Source organism: Vibrio cionasavignyae (assembly GCF_050337155.1).
Taxonomy (GTDB): Bacteria; Pseudomonadota; Gammaproteobacteria; order Enterobacterales; family Vibrionaceae; genus Vibrio; species Vibrio nomapromontoriensis.
In genome coordinates, this window is the sequence record NZ_JAKJSR010000017.1 from 136,499 (window position 1) to 156,903 (window position 20,405).

The following is a 20,405-nucleotide window of genomic DNA, read 5'->3' on the forward strand; positions in this document are numbered from 1 at the left end:
GTTCACTTTGTACTTAGATCAACATTAAGAGCCAACTCCCGTACATCATCCCAATCAGAGTCTTGAGCCGCCACGAAGCCCTGAATCTTAAGTGGCTCCAATAATTCAGGGTTCGTCTGATCAAGCTTGATCAATGCCTGTTGTAATTTCTCTTTTAACGCCTTAGGCATCGTTGCACTCACTGCAATGGCGTGAGGGGTGTAACCCTTACTCTCCCATAAAATTCTTAGTTGATCGGTCACTTCTGGATCCATTGCTTTAAACGTTCGTCTCACCCCACCACCAGCGGGAAATAAACCTTTCGCGACATTTAAATAAACAGAATCGTGTGAACGAACGTACACAGGTGTAATGTCGATATCATTTTGACTAAGATAACCGCGGCTTAACACACTAGCAGCAAATGCTGCAGGAGCAGGAAAAGCCAATTGACTTCCAGCGAACTCCTCCATGGATTGAATTTCGCTGTCTTTACGAACCACAACAATACCTTTAATCAATTTATTTTTGGCTTTCGCAATCGCCTCATAACCGCCTTCACGACTAAACACCGTGTAGTGATAGGGATTCATATACGAAATGTCATACACGCCTTCAACCAATTCCTGTTCAAATTCAGGAATCGAGGGCTTTGTGGCAAATTGGATCGTCGTCCCTGTTTCTTCCGATAAGTAATTCATTAAAGGGATCCATTGTGACGCGAGTTTACTTGCAGACTGCTGAGGGACGATCCCAAAAATGAGGGTTTCTTTAGCGTAACTATAACTACTAAGCAAGAGAGCAGAACACATTACGATAACTGATAGTTTCATTAGCTATTATCTCCATTGGGTCATTATAAAAATACTAGATGTTATTGACCAATAGGCAATTTTCTATTCCATTTATCCTGTCTGCTTCGTCTATCACTTGCCGCTTATTTCACTTAACGCCTGAACTCCCATGTACACAACTATGCCCCCTAACTGATATACGGTCTCATACCAATACTGTTCCATTAGGTAAAAAAAGAGAGACCAAATAGGTCTCCCTTCACCGCATTAATTTTAAATAATCAACGCGTCATTACTGACAAAGCCCTAATGATGTCCATACGCCCCATTCACCCGACTTTTCTGGGTCGTCACCTTGCGTCCACCATTTCGCTTGGTAATTCTGTCCGTTGTAGACCACTTTATCTCCACCGTTATACACCGCACCAGCATCCCATGTATTTGAACAAGCAATACCACCGCTATTGTCCGCTATCACTTTAACAATATGAGTAGCTGTGGATGTCAACGATCCATCACTCACACTAAGTGTGAATTGATAGTTGGTATCAACGGCTACGCTCGGAGCGGTAAAGCTTAGAATGCTACCTTGACTCGTGACGTTAAGCGCTGCAGGTGCTTGCCAAGAAAAAGTTAAAGGGTCGCTGTCAGCATCACTTGAACCCGACGCATCCAATACAACCTGATCATTTACCGCAGCAGTGGTCGGCCCTGATATTTGAGCAATAGGCGCGGTATTTAGTGGTGGCGTATTTTTAGGTGTGACGGTCACCGTCACTGTATCGGAATTAGCGGCACCTTCGTTATCCGTAACCGTTAACGTAAACCCATAACTCGTCACCTGCGTGACTTCAGGAACATCAACATTGAGTGTCGCGCTATTTTCACCGGCTAAGACTAGCGGGCTACCCGAAGTCTGAACCCAAGCATAACTGGCAATAACCCCATCGCTGTCCGTTGAGTTTGCGCCACTAAGCGAAACCGATACCGGCCCCTCAACTTGTTGATCAACACCAGCATTCGCAACTGGCGCACGATTACTTGGTGTTCCACCAGCTAGCCCTTCATGCATAGCATTGAGAATATCGCCATTATCAGCATCTATCTCCCAGGAAAATAAACCCGCGAGACCTAGACTGCGAACATATGCGCCTTTGGCTTTCACAGACCTATCATCATCAAACGTGATCAGATCTCCCGTTGTTTGGTTCCAAACATAGGCTGCTTCAGCCTGTGCATCGTAACCGTACTCATAACCATTGATCCCTGTATGATTAGCGCCCAGCATGAACGACTTAATGCCTTTGTAATCAATCACGCCTGCTTCCCAAACACCTTGTGCAGTTGTCCCCGTCAGTTTTCCTGTTGCTGTTCCGGTCATAGGGTCTGAGGGGTCAACAAGCGTATCAGGAGTCACCCCTTCCCAACCACGACCATACATTGCCGTACCCAGCACCAATTTATTAGCAGGCACACCTTGCGCTAACAGCAACTGAATACCATTGTCAGCGGTATAAGCAGGGCCTTTATAGGGAACGCCTTCCGGATCCACGCCTGTACCATCACACTGACCCGCCGTCATAAAGTTGCCACAGTACAAGGCAGCTTGGTGTCCCGGGACATTATTCCAACCACCATAGAAGTCGTAAGTCATTGCGAAGATATAATCCATATATGGAATAGCCTCAGCATAATTCACATCTTCGATTTTATCATGACCGACACCAATGGCCGAAGTCAGTTCATAGACACGCCCATACTCAAGTTCAAGCTCATCAAGCATGGCTCTGAGCTCTCTCATGAGTGCCACATAAGCTGGTCCATCTTTCAACGGATCACCTAAATCCGCCGCGGCTCCATCACCACCCGGAAACTCCCAATCAATATCAACGCCATCATAGAATTTCCACGTTTTCAAAAAGCGCTTCACTGAAGCAACAAACGTATCTCGGTGGGCTTTATCGGTAAAGCTGTAGAAGGGATCAGACAGTGTCCAGCCACCGATTGAAGGAATAATTTTCAAGTCTGGATTGCGCTGTTTCAGCGCCATCATCATCGCGTAATTGCCTTTAATCGGAGTATTGTAATCGTGTCCCGCTTGACCAAAGCTTTTCTGATAAGCCGCCCACGGGTCATGAATAACAACTTCATAATCGGGTACTCCACTACACGCGGTTTTCAAGGCATTAAAACTATTCCCCCCTACTGATTTTACTGACTCATTAGGGCCACAAATCGGAATGAAGCCATACAGTATATGAGTTAAGTTATCGGCAGGAATATTGTCAACGGTATAGCCACGACCATAAATCCCCCACTCAACAAAATACGTTCCGACCACCGTACTTGGATCAGTATTAAACGCTTTATTATTTGGATCGATATTCATTGTTAATGGCGCTAAGTGCGAGCCATCAGTATCGGCTACCACTAACTCCATCGCCGCGCTTTTACTACATCCGCTGGCATCACATGCTTCTATCGCCATTTGATATCGGCCACCTTGAGCATAGGAAAACGTCGCCGTCGTTTGGCTTCCCGTAATAGGCCCAGTTGCAACGTTCACTCCATCAAAGTAAACATTATAGGTGTCACCAGTCGTGCCGCTCCATTGGTTGAAGGTAATCTTAATCTCGGCAAGATCACTGTATTGCACCATCTGGTTGTAGCCAGAAGTGGTCTCCATTGCGAGCTGGATCTTTGAAAACTGAAGGTTATTGGAACCCCAGAGATCGATAGAAGGTTTCGCTGGCGCCGCCCAAGAAGCACTGCTAACCGCAAGTGCTAAGGTCGAGACACCTAATACGATGCTATTCATTATTGTATTCTCTATTCCCTGAAAAACTAAAATCTGCCTAAAAGATCATCTTCTTGGCATCAAGGTTAGTATTGGAAACAGAGACAACTTCATGATTAAAAATTAAACAGCGTTCGAGTGACAGCTCATAAAAAAGCAACTTGCAGCACGTTTTTTCATACGCAATTTTATCTTCTGCACAAAAAACGACCGTTATCACTAACAAACCATCGCCAACAGCGACACATCCCGTCCCTTTTGCTGATGAATGCAGCAACATGTAGATCTAGGCTGGAGAGTTAGGCTTTATCACTGGAAAAAAACAGGCGCTTGTATAACAATGTCTTTTCTCATTAGTCGGGGAGCATTACTGCTGAGATCACCATAGGTGAGACCCGTTGAACCTGATTCAGTTAACACTGGCGTAGGGAACTGATCGACATTGCTCACCACGCAGCTAACCTGCGCCTGAGGCAGTGCGCTCTCTCCTACGTTGGCGAGGAGCACTATAATGGCAAGCCTTTCTCATACAACCCCTATTGTTCTTACTATCGCTGGTTCTGATTCAGGAGGCGGTGCAGGCATTCAAGCCGACATCAAAGCCATTTCTGCCACCGGCGGTTATGCCTGTTCGGTCATTACGGCCTTGACTGCACAAAACACACAAGGTGTTTCTGGCATTTTGGGTATTGCACCTTCATTTGTTGAGGCACAGCTAGACGCCGTTTTTTCTGATCTTAATGTCATGGCCGTAAAAATCGGCATGCTCGCTGATGCCGACATCATTCGAGCTGTCGCGAATAAGATAAAACAATACCAGCCCCCTTACGTCGTACTGGATCCCGTCATGGTCGCCACCAGTGGTGACCTATTACTTGAATCTTCCGCTATTGATGCGTTGAAAACGGAGTTATTGCCACTGGCAACCATCATCACACCAAATCTGCCAGAAGGCGCGGCATTACTCAATTGTGACGTACCGCGAACTGAGGCAGAAATGAGTGAAATGATTGAAGCGCTTCGTGAACTCAATACCGAAACAGTATTACTAAAAGGGGGCCACTTAGAGTCCGAAGACACCAGCACTGATTTACTCATTAATCACGATGAAGTCGCGCGTTTTGAAACCACGCGCATCCACACAAAAAACACTCATGGAACAGGTTGTACGCTAAGCTCTGCTATTGCGTCTTTCCTTGCACAAGGCCAAACGCTACCCGATGCCGTGCAGTCAGCAAAACACTACATCACCCAAGCTATATCTCATGCGGATGAACTTTCTGTTGGTCGCGGTCACGGTCCTGTTCACCATTTCTTTGCACGTAACTAATGCCGACGTCCGCCATGATAGATATTAAATTGAGTCACGCTTCTCTTACCTACATCGGGGACGAGCAGCCGATTTTCTCAAACCTAAACGTGCATTTTAAATCAGGGACTTGCACTGCGATCTTAGGCCCAAGTGGCTGTGGGAAGAGTACATTACTTCGCTATGTTGCAGGCTTACTAAAAGATAAGGTCTATTTTGGCGGACAGCTCATATCGTTACCTGAAATAGAGATTTCTCAGTCCATCGCCTATATGGCGCAGCAAGATTTATTGATGCCGTGGCTCAATGTCATCGATAACGTCTGCTTTGCATCTAAGCTACGTGGCGAAAAAATTACATGTGCCATCACTGAGCGAGCACTGAATTTACTCGATAAAGTCGGGCTAAAAAACAAAGCCTTTCGACCAGTCTCAGAGTTATCCGGCGGACAGAAGCAACGTGTCGCATTAGCTCGAACACTGATGCAAGACAAACCTATCGTACTAATGGACGAGCCATTCTCGGCACTAGATGCGGTCACCCGGCACAAGCTACAAAACTTAGCAGCCTCTCTTTTAGCTGGGAAAACGATCCTATTAATCACCCACGATCCACAAGAAGCACTAAGGCTTGGTCACCAGATCGTGGTGATGAATGGCACGCCTGCAACATTACACCCCATCGCCCCGCCAACTAATGCGGTACCTAGAGACATTGATGCTCAATTTGCTTCTATCCAACAGCAAATTTTAACACTATTGGAGGTAGGCGATGACACTGCTCAATAAATTGACCGCGTCTTCTCAATTTCAAGCTAAGACAACAAGCAATCAGTCATCTGTCGTTAAATCACCTCGACTCGGTTCGTTAACTCGCATGTTCATTAGCACCTTAGTGATCTTAGCGATATGGAAAGCGATTGTTATCTTATTCAATATGCCTAGCTTTATTCTTCCGTCGCCGGAAAATGTTGCCTCCAAGCTAATCAGCCGACATGACATATTGCTAAAGCATACTTGGGTCACGGCAAAAGAAATCCTGCTTGGTCTATTGCTAGGGCTCAGTATGGGGTTGTTCTTTGCATTGCAAATGCTGTTCTTTAAACCAATCAAACGCTGGCTTTTACCGATTTTAATTGCCAGTCAAGCCATCCCTGTTTTTGCTCTCGCACCAATATTAATGCTATGGCTGGGCTATGGCATCGCATCAAAAGTGGTGATGGCGGCGCTCATTATTTTTTTCCCCGTCACCACATGTTGTTACGACGGACTACGCTCGACCCCAATTGGATATCTTGACCTCTCACAAACTATGGGGGCGAGTCGCTGGCAACAGCTATGGCGAGTTCGCCTACCCGCATCTCTACCGGTATTAGCCTCTGGTATTCGTGTCGCTGTGGTTATCGCTCCAATTGGTGCGGTAGCTGGTGAATGGGTGGGATCCAGTGAAGGATTAGGTTACCTCATGCTACAGACCAATGCTCGAATGCTCATCGATGAAATGTTTGCAGCACTGTTTATCTTAGCGGCCTTATCTGTGTTTTTGTACTTCATTACAGACACACTGCTAAAGCGCTTTATCCCTTGGGACAATAAATAATAATCAAAAGGAAGATTTATGATATCTACATTAAAAAAAGGCTCAGCTGCTCTGCTTGCCTTGGCTATTGCTTTACCATCACAAGCGGCGGAAAAAGAGCTGACGTTAATGCTCGACTGGTTCGTCAACCCGAACCATGGGCCAATTGTCATTGCCAATGAAAAAGGCTACTTCAAAGAGCAGGGACTGAAGGTCAACATTCAAGAGCCAGCAGATCCTAGCACACCCGCCAAGCTTGTTGCCGCCAATAAAGTCGATATTGCCGTCTCTTACCAGACCAGTCTTACCATCGATGTTGCGGCAGGTTTGCCATTAATCCGCAGTGCGACGCTCATCGCCACCCCGCTAAATACCATGATGGTTATTGATAATGGTAAAATTAACACCCTTGCCGACCTAAAAGGAAAAAAAATCGGCATTGCTATTGCTGGTAATGAAGAAGCGACCATCGGCACTATGTTGCAATCGCAAGGCGTTGATTTCAAAGACGTGAAAATCATTAATGTTGGCTGGGCTCTGTCATCATCGCTGGCATCTGGACAAGTCGATGCAATCTGGGGTGGACTGCGCAACTTTGAAACCAATCAACTCGAGCTAGAAGGGTTTAAAGCCAAAGCGTTCTTCCCAGAAGAGCATGGCGTACCAACTTATGAAGAGTTAGTGTTTGTCGCCAATGCCAATAACTACGACAAAGCGGCACTGGCTAAATTTAACCGCGCGATAGAGAAAGCCACGACCTACATTGTGAATCACCCACAAGACTCTTGGAATGAGTTTGTCGCCTATGCGCCAGACACGCTAAACAACGAGCTAAATAAACGTGCATGGCGAGATACATTGCCTCGATTTGCACTACGTCCTTCCGCGATTGATATCAAAAAGTACGATGCGTTTTCAGAGTTTATGTACCAACACAAGATTATCCCAACACAACCGAAAGCCGAGTCTTTTGTTCCTGTGTTGTAACTTATCCCTTGCTCCCCTCTCAACGACCTCACTGCGACGTTGAGAGGCGTTTAATGCTGTTGAACCACAGGCACTACTTAACGCCTCGATAACTTTAGGAAATACGATGAACCACCAAGATCTTATTCATGCATGCCAAGAAGAGTGGCAAGCGTATACTCAACATGACTTTGTTCAACAACTTGCCAACGGAAAACTTCATCCAACCGCTTACCTACACTACCTAAAGCAAGACTTTCTATTCTTAAAACAATATGCCCGAGCTTATGCGTTGGCCATTTATAAAGCTAAAACACTCGCCCAAATGCGTGAAGCCGTGCCCAGTGTGCTGGCCTTGCTCAATAGTGAAATTGCTCATCATGTCACTTATTGCAACCAGTGGGGAGTCACGGAATCGGATATGGAGGCCGAACAAGAAGACTTTGGCACCGTCGCTTACACACGCTACGTCTTAGATGCAGGTATGACTGGAGAGTTAGTCGATCTATACGCCGCACTCGCGCCCTGCTCAATTGGATACGCGGTTATCGGCGCAGAACGAATCAACCATGTGGAAACAGTATTAGACGATAACCCATATCGCAGCTGGATTGAAATGTATGCGAGTGAAGAGTTTCAATCTGGAGTCACGACTGCGATTCAACGCTTAGACTCCTTACTCGCGGAAATTGATATCAATAGCCAACGAGCACAAGAATTAATACATGTATTTAAAACGGCAACTCGAATGGAAATTGCTTTCTGGCAGCAAGGATTAGACGCCGTATAACGTGGCCATTTGGCCTCTGCGGAGGCCAATCTTTATCTCGCCTATCACACTGAAACACAAACAAACCACATCATTAAGTCCCTCTGATGAAATTTTGTGCTGACCGTCACGGGTTAACATAAATTTTACATCTTCTGTTAACAACGCGGTCACAATTCGTTAGGATGGCCTCGCTTGCTTTATAAAATTAAACACTCGCACTTAGATTTTCTCATGCTTTTCGTACAAGCAAGGACGATTGAGACTTTCTATTTCATAACAAGAATATTCAAATCGTGGAGCTAACCGCTTTGCTTCTTAGAATATTCACCCGAGCTTTACAGGGAAGAACTATGCAATCATTTGTTGATCTTTTGAACGGGATTATCTGGAGTCCCGCTCTTATTTATTTATGTCTTGGTGCAGGCCTGTTTTATTCAGTGCTTACACGCTTCGTACAAATTCGTCATTTCTTCGAGATGTGGCGACTGCTATTGTCGGGCAAAAGCTCAGACAAAGGCATCTCATCATTCCAAGCACTCGCCGTCTCACTGTCTGGCCGAGTCGGTACTGGTAACATTGCTGGTGTCGCGGCAGCCATCGGTTTTGGTGGACCAGGGGCTGTCTTTTGGATGTGGGTTGTGGCGTTCTTTGGAGCAGCGACTGCTTATATTGAATCGACGCTTGCGCAAATCTATAAAGAGGAAGATGAAGGTCAGTTCCGTGGTGGACCAGCCTACTATATTGAAAAAGCAATGGGTCAAAAATGGTATGCGTGGATTTTTGCGATTGCGACTATTTTTGCCTGTGGCGTGTTACTTCCTGGTGTTCAGTCTAATAGCATTGGTAATGCCGTTGAGACCGCATTTGGCACAGGACCAATGATTGAAACCGCTATCGGTACCTTTAGCTTCGCCAAAATTTTCACCGGTACGGTAATTTCAATCATCCTTGGCTTTATCATCTTTGGTGGCGTGAAGCGTATTGCCAACTTCACTCAAATTGTTGTGCCATTTATGGCGCTAGCGTACATCATTATTGCATTCGTCATTATTCTTCTGAATATCGGTGAAGTCCCTGGCATTGTAAGTATGATCATTGGCGATGCCTTCACACCAATGGCTGGATTTGGTGCTGCCATTGGCTGGGGTGTAAAACGTGGTGTTTACTCTAACGAAGCAGGCCAAGGTACAGGCCCTCACGCAGCGGCAGCGGCTAACGTTGATCACCCTGCTCAACAAGGCCTAGTACAAGCGTTCTCAATTTACATTGATACTCTACTCGTCTGTTCTGCCACAGCATTCATGATCCTTATCACTGGCGCTTACAATGTGCACGGTGGCGGTGAAGAAGCCTTCTTAGTGCAGAATCTAGCGGCAACCGTTGGCGCTAATGGCCCTGCGTTTACTCAACTGGCGATTGAAAGCACCATGCCGGGCGTAGGTAAGTTGTTCATTGCATTTGCACTATTCTTCTTCGCCTTTACGACGATTTTAGCCTACTACTACATTGCCGAAACAAACATTGCCTACATTCGCCGTACATTTAAAGTAAGTGGGCTGATGTTTGTGTTAAAAATGGTGATCATGGCCTCCGTATTCTACGGTACCGTTAAGGCTGCCAACCTTGCTTGGGCCATGGGTGATATTGGTGTTGGTCTAATGGCCTGGCTCAACATTGTCGGCATTGTGATCATTTTCTTTATGGGCAAACCTGCACTTCTAGCACTAAAAGATTATGAATCGCAACAGAAAAAGGGCGTAAAAGATTACACGTTCAACCCTGTAGCTCTTGGCATTAAAGGGGCGCATTATTGGGAAGGAAAGTATCAGCGACGTACTGGCAAAGCTGCGACGTCAGAAAGTGATGTCCCTAAAGACGTGAAGACTCAAACCCAGTCTTGAGCATGCGTGAATAGCGATAACTTATCGCTACACTAAAAAGAAAAAGGGGGTAGCATTCGCTACCCCCTTTTATCATCCATCGTTCCCGAAATGAATGAATTCGAATTTATGCCGCAATTTCTTGCGTCGGTGCTTCTTGTACAGACGCTACTGACTCAGCTGGTTTTTTCTCACCAATTGGCATTACAGTGCGGCCATACTCATTGTTGATGACTTGTGCCATAGCAAAGTAGATAGCGCTTGCACCACAGAAGATACCTTCAAAACCAGCAATAGTACCGATGAGTTCGCTACCAGTGAAATCACGAGCTGCCAATAAGAAAAACAAAATGGTTAGAGAACCAAATACAACTTGCTTAGCCACTGGGTAGCACAAAGAGCCAATAAACATGAAGCCAGTAAAGATACCCCATAACAACAAGTACCAACCCATAAAGCTCGCAGGGCTTGCTGGTAACCCCATGTATGGCATTACGATAAGACCAACCAATGTTAGCCAAAATAGACCGTAAGACGTAAATGCTGTCGTACCAAAAGTGTCACCACGTTTAAAGCACATCATGCCAACAAGAACTTGGCTAAGACCGCCATAAAAAATGCCCATCGCAAGGATCATTGAATCGATTGGAAAGAATCCAGCATTATGGATATTCAAAAGAATGGTAGTCATACCAAAACCCATTAGGCCAAGCGGCGCTGGGTTTGCAAGTTTGTTCGACATGTAAAAGAGCCCTGTTTCAAATTTAGTGACAAAAGTTATAGGAAAATTTTAATCTATTTCTGTGATAAGCAGCAGATCTCTTATCTGCAATCTTAGATTGATAATTTGCAGTTATCATTTGGCATACTCGCATTTCTGCTTGTATTGCTGTGAATTAACTCGCGTAACCTGAGTTAATTGTTTGCTTTTGCACAATAATTAGACGCAGAAAGCCAGCCATTTTTTCACTCAGTGATAAAGAGGTGAGAGACTAAAATGCAGGTCACTTTTAAATCTCCCCCCATTCGCAAAAAAATATCTGAGCCCTAGATACAAAAAAACCGGCCTCAGCCGGTTTTTTCAATATTGAATGATTATTCCCATTCAATCGTTGCAGGTGGTTTGCCCGAAATATCGTAAACCACACGTGAAATGCCGTTCACTTCATTGATAATGCGGTTAGAAACCTTACCTAAGAAGTCGTATGGAAGATGAGCCCAGTGCGCTGTCATGAAATCAATAGTTTCTACAGCACGTAAAGACACAACCCAATCGTACTTACGGCCATCGCCCATTACACCAACAGAGCGCACAGGTAGGAATACAGTGAAGGCTTGAGACACTTTATTATAAAGATCTGCGGCGTGTAGCTCTTCGATAAAGATAGCATCGGCACGACGTAGCAAGTCACAGTACTCTTTCTTAATTTCGCCAAGAACACGAACACCTAGACCCGGACCTGGGAACGGGTGACGATAAAGCATGTTGTATGGGAGACCTAGCTCAAGGCCAATCTTACGAACTTCATCTTTAAACAGCTCACGCAACGGCTCTACTAGCCCCATTTCCATATCGTCTGGCAAACCGCCAACGTTATGGTGAGACTTGATCACGTGTGCCTTACCTGTTTTAGATGCAGCTGATTCGATGACATCTGGATAGATGGTACCTTGCGCCAACCATTTCGCATTCGATAGCTTTTTAGACTCTTCATCGAAGATATCAACAAATACGTGACCAATGATCTTACGCTTCGCTTCAGGGTCGTTCTCGCCTTCTAAAGCGGCTAAAAAGCGCTGCTCAGCTTCAACATGAATAATGTTCAGTCCGAACTTATCTCCAAACATCTCCATCACTTGATCCGCTTCGTTTAAACGAAGTAGGCCATTATCAACGAATACACATGTCAGCTTATCACCAATCGCGCGGTGCGCTAGCATCGCTACGACTGATGAATCAACCCCACCAGAAAGGCCAAGAATAACTTCATCATCGCCCACTTGCTCTTTAATTCGAGCTACAGCATCTTCAATAATAGATTCTGAAGTCCAAAGTCCTTCACAGCCACAAACGTTAAGAACAAAGTTCTCCAACATTTTTAGGCCATTTTTAGTGTGCGTCACTTCTGGGTGAAATTGAACACCATAGTATTTCTTATCTTCATTTGCCATCGCAGCATATGGACATGTGTCTGTTTGCGCGGTTTTAACAAAATCAGATGGGATTTCAACAACTTTATCACCGTGGCTCATCCAAACATCTTGAGTATTTTCAAGATCTTTAAACAAAGCAGACTCACCAGTTACTTGAACTGCAGCGTAGCCAAACTCACGCTCATCAGAGCCTGCAACTTTACCACCAAGCTGCTCAGCCATGGTTTGCATGCCGTAACAAATACCAAAAACTGGCACACCTGAATCAAACACGTATTGAGGTGCACGTGGCGAGTTCGCTTCAGTCACACTTTCAGGGCCACCAGAAAGAATAATACCATCTGGATTGAATTCGCGGATGTCCGCTTCTTCTACATCCCAACTCCAAAGTTCACAGTACACACCGATTTCACGAATACGGCGAGCAACAAGTTGAGTATATTGAGAACCGAAATCTAAGATTAGAATTCGTTGGTCATGAATATTTTTCGTCATTTTAGGCAGTCTTATAAGCTAAGTGTTGAAAACGGAGGCGAGTTTACTCGCCTCACATCTATGCTTCAAGGAAAAAAGCAAACGTTTACGTAAGAATTATTCTCACCAACGTTGAATTAACCTAAACGGTAGTTCGGTGCTTCTTTAGTAATCTGTACATCGTGTACATGAGATTCGTTTAAGCCCGCACCAGAAATGCGAACAAATTCAGCTTTAGTACGCATATCTTCAATTGTTGCAGAGCCTGTAAGACCCATGCTTGAACGAAGACCACCCATTTGCTGATGAACGATCTCTTTAAGGCGACCTTTATAAGCGATACGACCTTCAATACCTTCAGGAACTAACTTGTCAGCGGCATTATCAGTTTGGAAGTAACGATCAGACGAACCTTGAGACATGGCGCCCAAAGAACCCATACCACGGTAGGCTTTGTAAGAACGGCCTTGATAAAGAATGACTTCACCTGGTGCTTCTTCAGTACCAGCGAACATAGAACCAACCATCACACAAGATGCGCCAGCCACAATCGCTTTACAGATATCACCTGAGAAACGAATGCCGCCATCAGCAATAACTGGAATATCATGCTCGTTGGCAACAGAAGCCGCATCAGCAATCGCAGTAACTTGTGGTACACCTACGCCAGTAACGATACGAGTCGTACAGATTGAACCTGGGCCAATACCCACTTTAACCGCACTCACACCAGCATCAATTAATGCTTGTGCACCAGCAGCTGTTGCCACGTTACCGCCAATGATTTCTAGATCAGGATAAAGAGCACGAGTATCGCGGATGCGTTGAAGTACACCTTCAGAGTGACCGTGTGAAGAATCAATAAGCAATACGTCTACACCAGCCTCAACTAGTGCTTTAACACGCTCTTCGTTACCAGCGCCAGCACCCACAGCTGCACCTACGCGTAAACGACCTTGTGCATCTTTACATGCGTTAGGCTTACGCTCAGCTTTATGGAAGTCTTTTGCGGTAATCATACCGGTTAGTTGGAACTCGTCATTAACAACAAGGACTTTCTCAACACGGGCACGATGCATTTCTTCTTGTACGTCTTCACGTGATGCACCTTCTTTAATCGCGGCTAAGCGCGCTTTAGGTGTCATTACAACTTCAACTTTCTTACTTAAATCAGTAACAAAACGAACATCACGACCAGTGATGATACCAACAAGCTCGTTTGTTTCTGTTACAACAGGGAAACCAGCAAAGCCATGTTTCTCAGTCAGCGCTTTAACGTCTGCAATGGTTGCTTCAGGGCGAACCGTTACAGGGTTAGTGACGACACCTGCTTCAAAGATTTTAACGAGACGAACTTGCTCAGCTTGTTGTTCGATAGACATGTTTTTATGAACGAAACCAATACCACCTTCTTGCGCTAGCGCAATGGCTAGGCGAGCTTCAGTCACTGTGTCCATAGACGCAGAGATCATCGGAATATTAAGATTGATATTCTTGGTCAACCGAGTGCGAAGATCGGCTGTATTCGGGAGAACGGTGGAGTGTGCTGGAACGAGTAAAACGTCATCGAACGTCAGCGCTTCTTTGGCAATTCTTAGCATTTGCAATATCTCACAACAGAGGAGTTTAAGGAATTAACCCGCCCTTATCGTTTCGCATAATAAGGGGTTTGGGCTAGATATTGCGGTGGGATTATACGCTGCGCGTAATCGCTTGGCTACTCATTTTTCCATTTTTTATTTGCATTATAGGCCTTGATATGTATTATGTTGTCGCTAATTTCCATACTCACGTCTTAGAGATTAGCTGTGTCCCTTTCTCCACGTTCCGTATCGAATTCCTCTGTGAAAAATCAGAACATTTTTACTGTTTCTCGCCTCAATGCAGAAGTGCGCTTATTGCTTGAAAATGAAATGGGTATTGTCTGGTTAGTTGGTGAAATTTCTAACTTTTCCTCTCCGGTTTCAGGCCATTGGTACCTCACGCTTAAAGACGCGCGCGCACAAGTTAAATGCGCGATGTTTAAAGGCAGTAATCGCCATGTCTCGTTTAAACCCGTCAATGGTAACCAAGTATTAGTTAAAGCGCGCTTATCGTTATACGAACCACGTGGTGACTATCAGCTCATTATCGAATCGATGCAACCAGAAGGAGATGGTCGTCTACAGCAAGAGTTTGAAAAGCTGAAGATGTCATTGGCCGCAGAAGGGCTCTTTGCGCAGTCATTAAAACACCCACTTCCTGCCCACCCTAAACGTGTAGGAGTCATTACCTCTAAGACTGGTGCTGCACTTTACGATATATTAGACGTTCTCAAACGCCGTGATCCTAGTTTGCCCGTCGTCGTTTACCCTACAACCGTTCAAGGTGAACATGCCGCTATTGACATCGCACAAGCGATAGGACGCGCGAATAGTCGAAATGAATGTGACGTACTGATCGTCGGTCGTGGTGGTGGCTCTTTAGAGGATCTATGGTGCTTTAATCACGAAATCGTCGCACGAACCATTGCCGCAAGTCAGATCCCGATCATTAGCGCGGTAGGTCATGAAATTGATGTCACCATCGCCGACTATGTTGCTGATGTGCGTGCTCCTACCCCAAGTGCCGCGGCAGAGCTAGTCAGTAACGATACATCACATAAAAAGCAATCGCTAGCCACAAAAGTACAGCAACTGCACAATGTATTCAGAGTGTACCTTGCTGAAAGAAAGCATCAGCTACAACAACATATTCAAGCCTTAAACGCGTTGCACCCTAAGCATCAACTTCAGCGACAAAATCAGCGACTCGACGAAGCCGAATATCGATTAACTGCTGCTATCCGTCGACGCTTGTCACAAGAAACGATGCGCCTAAAAGCAAAAGAACATCGCTTAGCACTAAATTCTCCGGTCAAAAAACTAAGTGAACAGCAATTTTTATTACAACAAAGTGAGCAACGTTTAAAGCAGGCTATGCAGCGTCAGCTCGTTCAGCTTCGCCATCAATATACTCTCAGTGTAGAAAAGCTAGACACGGTAAGTCCACTGGCAACACTAAAACGCGGCTATTCAATTACGCAGGACTCGCAGGGCAGCGTCATTACATCTGCCGCGCAAGTGGAAGTGGGTAAGACAATAACGGCTAAACTCGATAAAGGCTCGATTGAGGCCACGGTCACAGCTATCACTAAGGGTTAGCCTGCGAGTACAAGCCCACATCGATTAGGTCATAAGCAGAGCCCAGTAATAACGCTATTACTGGGCTCTGCTTATCTGCTTATTAAGACTCTTCTAACAATTGAAATTCAGTCTGTACTCTTGATTTGGACTTCAATTCGTTACAGCTATGGCAGAAGTAGCTGGCAGACCCACACGCCTGTAGCTTTTCCAACACCGCAGAACAATCTGGGCAAAACGCCACTTTTCTAAAATGCTTGCTACATGATGAACAGTAATATTGCCCATCCCAAGTAAGAGCTGAATGACAACTCGGACACGGATTTTCTTGGCCTTGCATGCCATCTCCTTAATGAATCAATATGATGAGTACAAAGTTACAGTGAATTGGGGAGCGCTTCACTCAGCACGATCTTAATGGCTTTGGTGCGAAAAATTTTTTGATCTTGATGCCCTAGCGCTTTATCGCCCAAACTCGCCTCTCTTATCCACTCAGGTAAATTTGCCGATTCTTTGACGCTCTTTACCTTCGACACTACTCTAAATAGGTATTAAAAGTATCACTTATCACTCGACACCCTAGCGATGCTTTTCACGATCTTATCTCGATCCTACCCAAAAGCTATGTTGATCAGCGATCTGCTACAAAAAGAACATTTATATAACCACACACCGAAAGCATAAGTTACATATCCTGCATTTGGACTACACGCAGATTAATTAACTACAACACATCACATAATAAACCAAGAATCAGAATTTAATAAAAAGATCATTTTGAGCATCAGTTGATTACATAGGTATGCATACGTATATAAGTAGATTCTATTGTTTCGAGTTTAATTTGTGTCTTTGAAATTAAAGATGTGGATGTCACATGCGTGCCACCACAAGGCATAACCACAAGGGTGTCACACTTATTCCAATGCCAAAATCGAGAACTGGTCAAATAAGGGCCCTCTAATTGCATCTGGATCGGCGATGGTTGAGATAACCAGTGCGTTAGCAATGTATTCACGGCCGACTCTATTTCTACAATGTCTGAAAGCACATCTGCCGTATTCAAACCACGCTTCTTTAATGTTTTACCCAAGCGATATAGATCCACACACCTATCAGGAAGAACCTCACTTTGTTCTTGTGCGTAGCTATTGAAATCATAGTGCCCTAACCCATCAATTCGATCCGCGACTTTTCTCCAATATTTATCAGCCAACACTTTATTTAGTGCTAAAGAAGCAATATGACCAGCACTATGCCCACGACTCAGGCTCGCTTGATAATCGGCATCGATCTCTAACGTGACGGTTTGTCCTTGTGTCAGCGCTAACCTTTGAGAGAGGCGATGAACCACGACAAACACCCAACCTTCCGTATCACGCTTTACGGGTATCGCTTCAGCGACATAAAGCTCACTCGTCGCTAACTCTATTGCACCAACCAAACAATCACTCACGTCCATACGATTGCCATCGATGGTCATCCAACCACGATCAGCTGGATGATCGGGCCATATGTGACTAACAGGATGAAACGGCGTACTTTCAACCACTACATCCGTATACGCGTGCCCTGCTACCTGCAATTGGACGACACTTTCAAGCTTAGTCACTTCATGGCAAAAAAAAGTTTTCGTTGCTGTAATCATATTTCTGCTTTCCTAAACTAAAAAAACGCCCACTGATAATCAGCGGGCGTCTCTATTTTTTCTTACGCTTTATTTCTTAGTACGACCTTTCATCATGGTCATTAAGCGTTTGTGTTTTCGCTCTTGCGACAACGTCATCTTGTTCGACTTACCTTCAAATGGGTTTTCACTGTTTTGGAATTGAATCCTAATCGGCGTTCCCATGATCTCTAAAGCACGACGATAGTAATTCATCAAGAAGCGCTTGTAAGAGTCTGGTAGTTCTTTCACTTGGTTACCATGAACGATAACAATTGGTGGGTTATAGCCACCCGCATGCGCGTATTTAAGCTTCACGCGTCGACCACGAACCATTGGTGGTTGGTGATCATCCGTTGCCATCTTCATAATACGAGTAAGTACAGAAGTACCAACACGTGTCGTCGCTGACTTATACGCTTCTTGCACCGATTCGAATAAGTGACCAACACCTGTACCGTGCAATGCTGAAATGAAGTGAATACGAGCAAAATCAACGAAACCTAAGCGGCGGTCGAGTTCTTTTTTAACATGCTCTTTAACATCGTTATCCAAGCCATCCCATTTATTGACTGCGATAACGATAGAACGTCCCGCATTCAATGCAAAGCCAAGTAAGCTAAGATCTTGGTCTGAGATATTTTCACGCGCATCAATAACCAATAATACAACGTTGGCATCTTCTACGGCTTTAAGTGTTTTCACCACAGAGAATTTTTCGACAGTCTCATTGATACGACGACGACGACGAACACCCGCAGTATCGATCAATACATATTCACGCTCATCACGCTGCATTGGAATATAGATAGAGTCACGAGTCGTACCTGGCATATCGTAAACGACCACACGCTCTTCACCAAGAATACGGTTGGTCAACGTTGATTTACCAACATTAGGGCGACCAATGATCGCTAATTTAATTGGCTGGTCTTGAAGACGCTGAAACTCTTTCTCCGCTTCTTCTTCCGTGTATTCCAGTTGCTCTTCTTCTTCATCTTCAAAATCAGTCAGATCTTCAATCTCACCATTTTCTTTTTCAAGAGCTTCAGCAAAAGGATTTAACGCACGGTCAATCAGAACGGATACGCCACGACCGTGAGCGGCCGCGATTTGATACATGTCATCAACGCCAAGCTTCCAGAATTCAGCACTAGCTACATCAGCATCAATACCATCAACCTTGTTAACCACTAAGATCGCTGGTTTTTCAATCTTACGTAGATGTTGAGCGATTGCTTCATCTGATGGCGTTAGACCAGCACGGCCATCAACCATAAACAGCACAACATCCGCCTCATCGATTGCGGCTAATGACTGCTCTGCCATTTTTGTTTCAACACCTTCTTCAGTGCCATCGATACCACCAGTATCGATTACAATGAATTCATGCTCACCTAGCTTCGCCTGACCATATTTACGATCTCGAGTCAGTCCAGGAAAATCTGCAACCAACGCATCACGAGTGCGAGTTAGCCTGTTAAACAGGGTCGACTTACCTACGTTTGGGCGTCCCACTAGGGCAACAACAGGTACCATAATAACCTCTATACTTATCTTGTTATGTGGTTATAGGTAAATTCGAGCTTTCCTATAACCACACCATTATCCATCTATCCGCGTACGAAAAGATCCTTTTGCTTCGCAGCAATAAAATGGCTCCTAACTGAAATCAGCAAGGAGCCTTATGTGAATTATATCACGATTTTTTATTTGATCGTCAGTTTCTTTATTTCACCATCACGATTCACGATGATGTAGCCACCCGGCACCATGGTTGGACCGACCGACAAACCGCTTTCATTCGTCATTTGCTGAGAAACAAAATAGCCCGTCTCTCTATCTAACCAGTGTAAATAACCCAAGCTATCTCCGACGACGACAAAACCATCAACAATCACAGGTGCAGTCAACAAACGGTTCTCTAACAGCTTGTTTTCCCATAGCTCAGTGCCACTTCGAGCATCTACAGCAACAATATGATCGTTGTCTGTGATGAGATATAGATTACGACTATCCGTTGCCATATCAGTTGCTGAAGAGTAGTTACGCTTCCAAATAGGGTTACCTGAGCGTAAATCAATAGAGATGAGTTGACCGTTAAAACCAATCGTATATAGCGTACCACCAAGAATAATCGGCGATGCATCTACGTCCACAAGACGATCAATTTCAGTCGCCCCTTTCGGAGTTCCCACTGGTTGTTGCCAAATTAACTGACCACGCTCTACGATAGCAGCTGCGAGACGTCCGTTCGCCGTTCCCCAGAACACACCACCAGAAATAGCCGCTGGCGCACTATCGCCGCGCAACGTTAAGTTTGGAACATCAGTACTAATTGCCCAACGTTCTTCACCACTGCTTTGCTCAAGTGCTACTAATAATCCTTGGCTAGTATGCACTATGATTAGGTTGGCATCGGCTACTGGTTTTGCCAGCACTTCACCGTTAACCTCAGCACGCCATGCGACTTCACCACTCTCGACATCTAGTGCAATCACTTCACCGTTCTCGCTACCGATATACAGTTTTTGGTAAGCCGTTGCAATACCACCAGACAAGCGAGCTGAGTCATCCTCTTCAAGGTCAACTTGCCACAATGTGTTACCACTTTCCGGATCGTACGCTTTTACGACGCCATCTCGACTGGCAACAAACAATTTGTCATAGGCATACGCTGGCGACAATTTGGAAAAGAACTGCCCTATGCCACTACCAATACTTGATGACCACTCGGTTGCCGGTGAAAATTCACTGTCTACAACTGGCAGTGGTGCCATGATGACCGTATCTTCCTCACTCGAACAACCAGCCAGTACGCCCAGCACCGAAATAGAAAGTAGAACCTTCTTAACGAATCTATTCATCGGCTAGC

At 45.0% G+C, this 20,405-nt stretch carries 17 protein-coding genes and 1 riboswitch; of the genes, 7 read left to right on the forward strand and 10 right to left on the reverse strand.

All coding sequences use genetic code 11. The features are described 5' to 3' along the window. Nucleotides 1-2 precede the first annotated feature (2 nt). The gene (locus tag L4D74_RS14065) at nt 3-812 is read right to left on the reverse strand and encodes a phosphate/phosphite/phosphonate ABC transporter substrate-binding protein (protein ID WP_428752706.1); all 810 of its coding nucleotides are present in this window, start codon (nt 810-812) and stop codon (nt 3-5) included. Nucleotides 813-1,065: 253 nt separating this feature from the next. Continuing rightward, complete coding sequence (locus tag L4D74_RS14070; protein ID WP_428752708.1) at nt 1,066-3,591, reverse strand: glycosyl hydrolase family 18 protein; 2,526 nt, start codon at nt 3,589-3,591, stop codon at nt 1,066-1,068. A 327-nt stretch (nt 3,592-3,918) separates the two neighbouring features. Then, nucleotides 3,919-4,018, forward strand: a riboswitch (TPP riboswitch). Nucleotides 4,019-4,081: 63 nt separating this feature from the next. Here L4D74_RS14070 and thiD point away from each other — a divergent pair. The 6 genes from thiD to L4D74_RS14100 all read left to right on the forward strand — a co-directional run bounded on the left by thiD (nt 4,082) and on the right by L4D74_RS14100 (nt 10,096). After that, a complete protein-coding gene (thiD, locus tag L4D74_RS14075; protein ID WP_428752710.1) occupies nt 4,082-4,900 on the forward strand; it encodes a bifunctional hydroxymethylpyrimidine kinase/phosphomethylpyrimidine kinase in 819 nt (272 codons plus the stop codon). Nucleotides 4,901-4,914: 14 nt separating this feature from the next. Beyond that, entirely contained in the window at nt 4,915-5,667 is a 753-nt protein-coding gene (locus L4D74_RS14080) for an ABC transporter ATP-binding protein (protein ID WP_428752712.1), read from the forward strand. After that, a complete protein-coding gene (locus tag L4D74_RS14085) occupies nt 5,651-6,478 on the forward strand; it encodes an ABC transporter permease (protein ID WP_428752713.1) in 828 nt (275 codons plus the stop codon). Before L4D74_RS14080 ends, L4D74_RS14085 begins: the two co-directional genes overlap by 17 nt. 18 nt (nt 6,479-6,496) lie before the next feature. Beyond that, a complete protein-coding gene (locus L4D74_RS14090; protein ID WP_428752715.1) occupies nt 6,497-7,444 on the forward strand; it encodes an ABC transporter substrate-binding protein in 948 nt (315 codons plus the stop codon). Between the two features lie 106 nt (nt 7,445-7,550). Continuing rightward, nucleotides 7,551-8,213 (forward strand): thiaminase II, encoded by a 663-nt coding sequence (gene tenA, locus L4D74_RS14095; RefSeq protein ID WP_428752716.1) that lies wholly within the window; start codon nt 7,551-7,553, stop codon nt 8,211-8,213. A gap of 332 nt (nt 8,214-8,545) precedes the next feature. Beyond that, complete coding sequence (locus L4D74_RS14100) at nt 8,546-10,096, forward strand: alanine/glycine:cation symporter family protein (protein ID WP_428752718.1); 1,551 nt, start codon at nt 8,546-8,548, stop codon at nt 10,094-10,096. 106 nt (nt 10,097-10,202) lie between these two features. On the opposite strand, the gene L4D74_RS14105 is transcribed toward L4D74_RS14100, so the two are convergent. The 3 genes from L4D74_RS14105 to guaB all read right to left on the reverse strand — a co-directional run bounded on the left by L4D74_RS14105 (nt 10,203) and on the right by guaB (nt 14,304). Next, nucleotides 10,203-10,856, reverse strand: a complete 654-nt coding sequence (locus L4D74_RS14105; protein WP_428752782.1) for an acetate uptake transporter — start codon at nt 10,854-10,856, stop codon at nt 10,203-10,205. A 314-nt stretch (nt 10,857-11,170) separates the two neighbouring features. Continuing rightward, nucleotides 11,171-12,724, reverse strand: coding sequence for a glutamine-hydrolyzing GMP synthase (guaA, locus tag L4D74_RS14110; RefSeq protein WP_428752720.1), 1,554 nt, complete (start codon nt 12,722-12,724; stop codon nt 11,171-11,173). Between the two features lie 116 nt (nt 12,725-12,840). Next, nucleotides 12,841-14,304, reverse strand: coding sequence for an IMP dehydrogenase (guaB, locus tag L4D74_RS14115; RefSeq protein ID WP_428752721.1), 1,464 nt, complete (start codon nt 14,302-14,304; stop codon nt 12,841-12,843). Between the two features lie 243 nt (nt 14,305-14,547). On the opposite strand from guaB, the gene xseA reads away from it, so the two are divergent. Beyond that, the gene (xseA, locus tag L4D74_RS14120) at nt 14,548-15,885 is read left to right on the forward strand and encodes an exodeoxyribonuclease VII large subunit (protein WP_428752722.1); all 1,338 of its coding nucleotides are present in this window, start codon (nt 14,548-14,550) and stop codon (nt 15,883-15,885) included. Nucleotides 15,886-15,967: 82 nt separating this feature from the next. Here the strand turns inward: xseA and L4D74_RS14125 are convergent, their stop codons facing one another. The 5 genes from L4D74_RS14125 to bamB form a co-directional block, all read right to left on the reverse strand. After that, complete coding sequence (locus L4D74_RS14125) at nt 15,968-16,204, reverse strand: zinc ribbon domain-containing protein (protein WP_428752724.1); 237 nt, start codon at nt 16,202-16,204, stop codon at nt 15,968-15,970. A gap of 37 nt (nt 16,205-16,241) precedes the next feature. Beyond that, nucleotides 16,242-16,400 (reverse strand): hypothetical protein, encoded by a 159-nt coding sequence (locus L4D74_RS14130; protein WP_428752726.1) that lies wholly within the window; start codon nt 16,398-16,400, stop codon nt 16,242-16,244. Nucleotides 16,401-16,648: 248 nt separating this feature from the next. Beyond that, nucleotides 16,649-17,512, reverse strand: coding sequence for an alanyl-tRNA editing protein (locus tag L4D74_RS14135; RefSeq protein WP_428752728.1), 864 nt, complete (start codon nt 17,510-17,512; stop codon nt 16,649-16,651). Nucleotides 17,513-17,581: 69 nt separating this feature from the next. Next, nucleotides 17,582-19,069 carry a ribosome biogenesis GTPase Der gene (der, locus tag L4D74_RS14140; protein ID WP_265676070.1) on the reverse strand — a complete coding sequence of 496 codons (1,488 nt, stop codon included), beginning with the start codon at nt 19,067-19,069 and terminating at the stop codon, nt 17,582-17,584. Nucleotides 19,070-19,239: 170 nt separating this feature from the next. Next, nucleotides 19,240-20,397 carry an outer membrane protein assembly factor BamB gene (bamB, locus tag L4D74_RS14145; protein WP_428752730.1) on the reverse strand — a complete coding sequence of 386 codons (1,158 nt, stop codon included), beginning with the start codon at nt 20,395-20,397 and terminating at the stop codon, nt 19,240-19,242. Between the last annotated feature and the right edge of the window lie 8 nt (nt 20,398-20,405).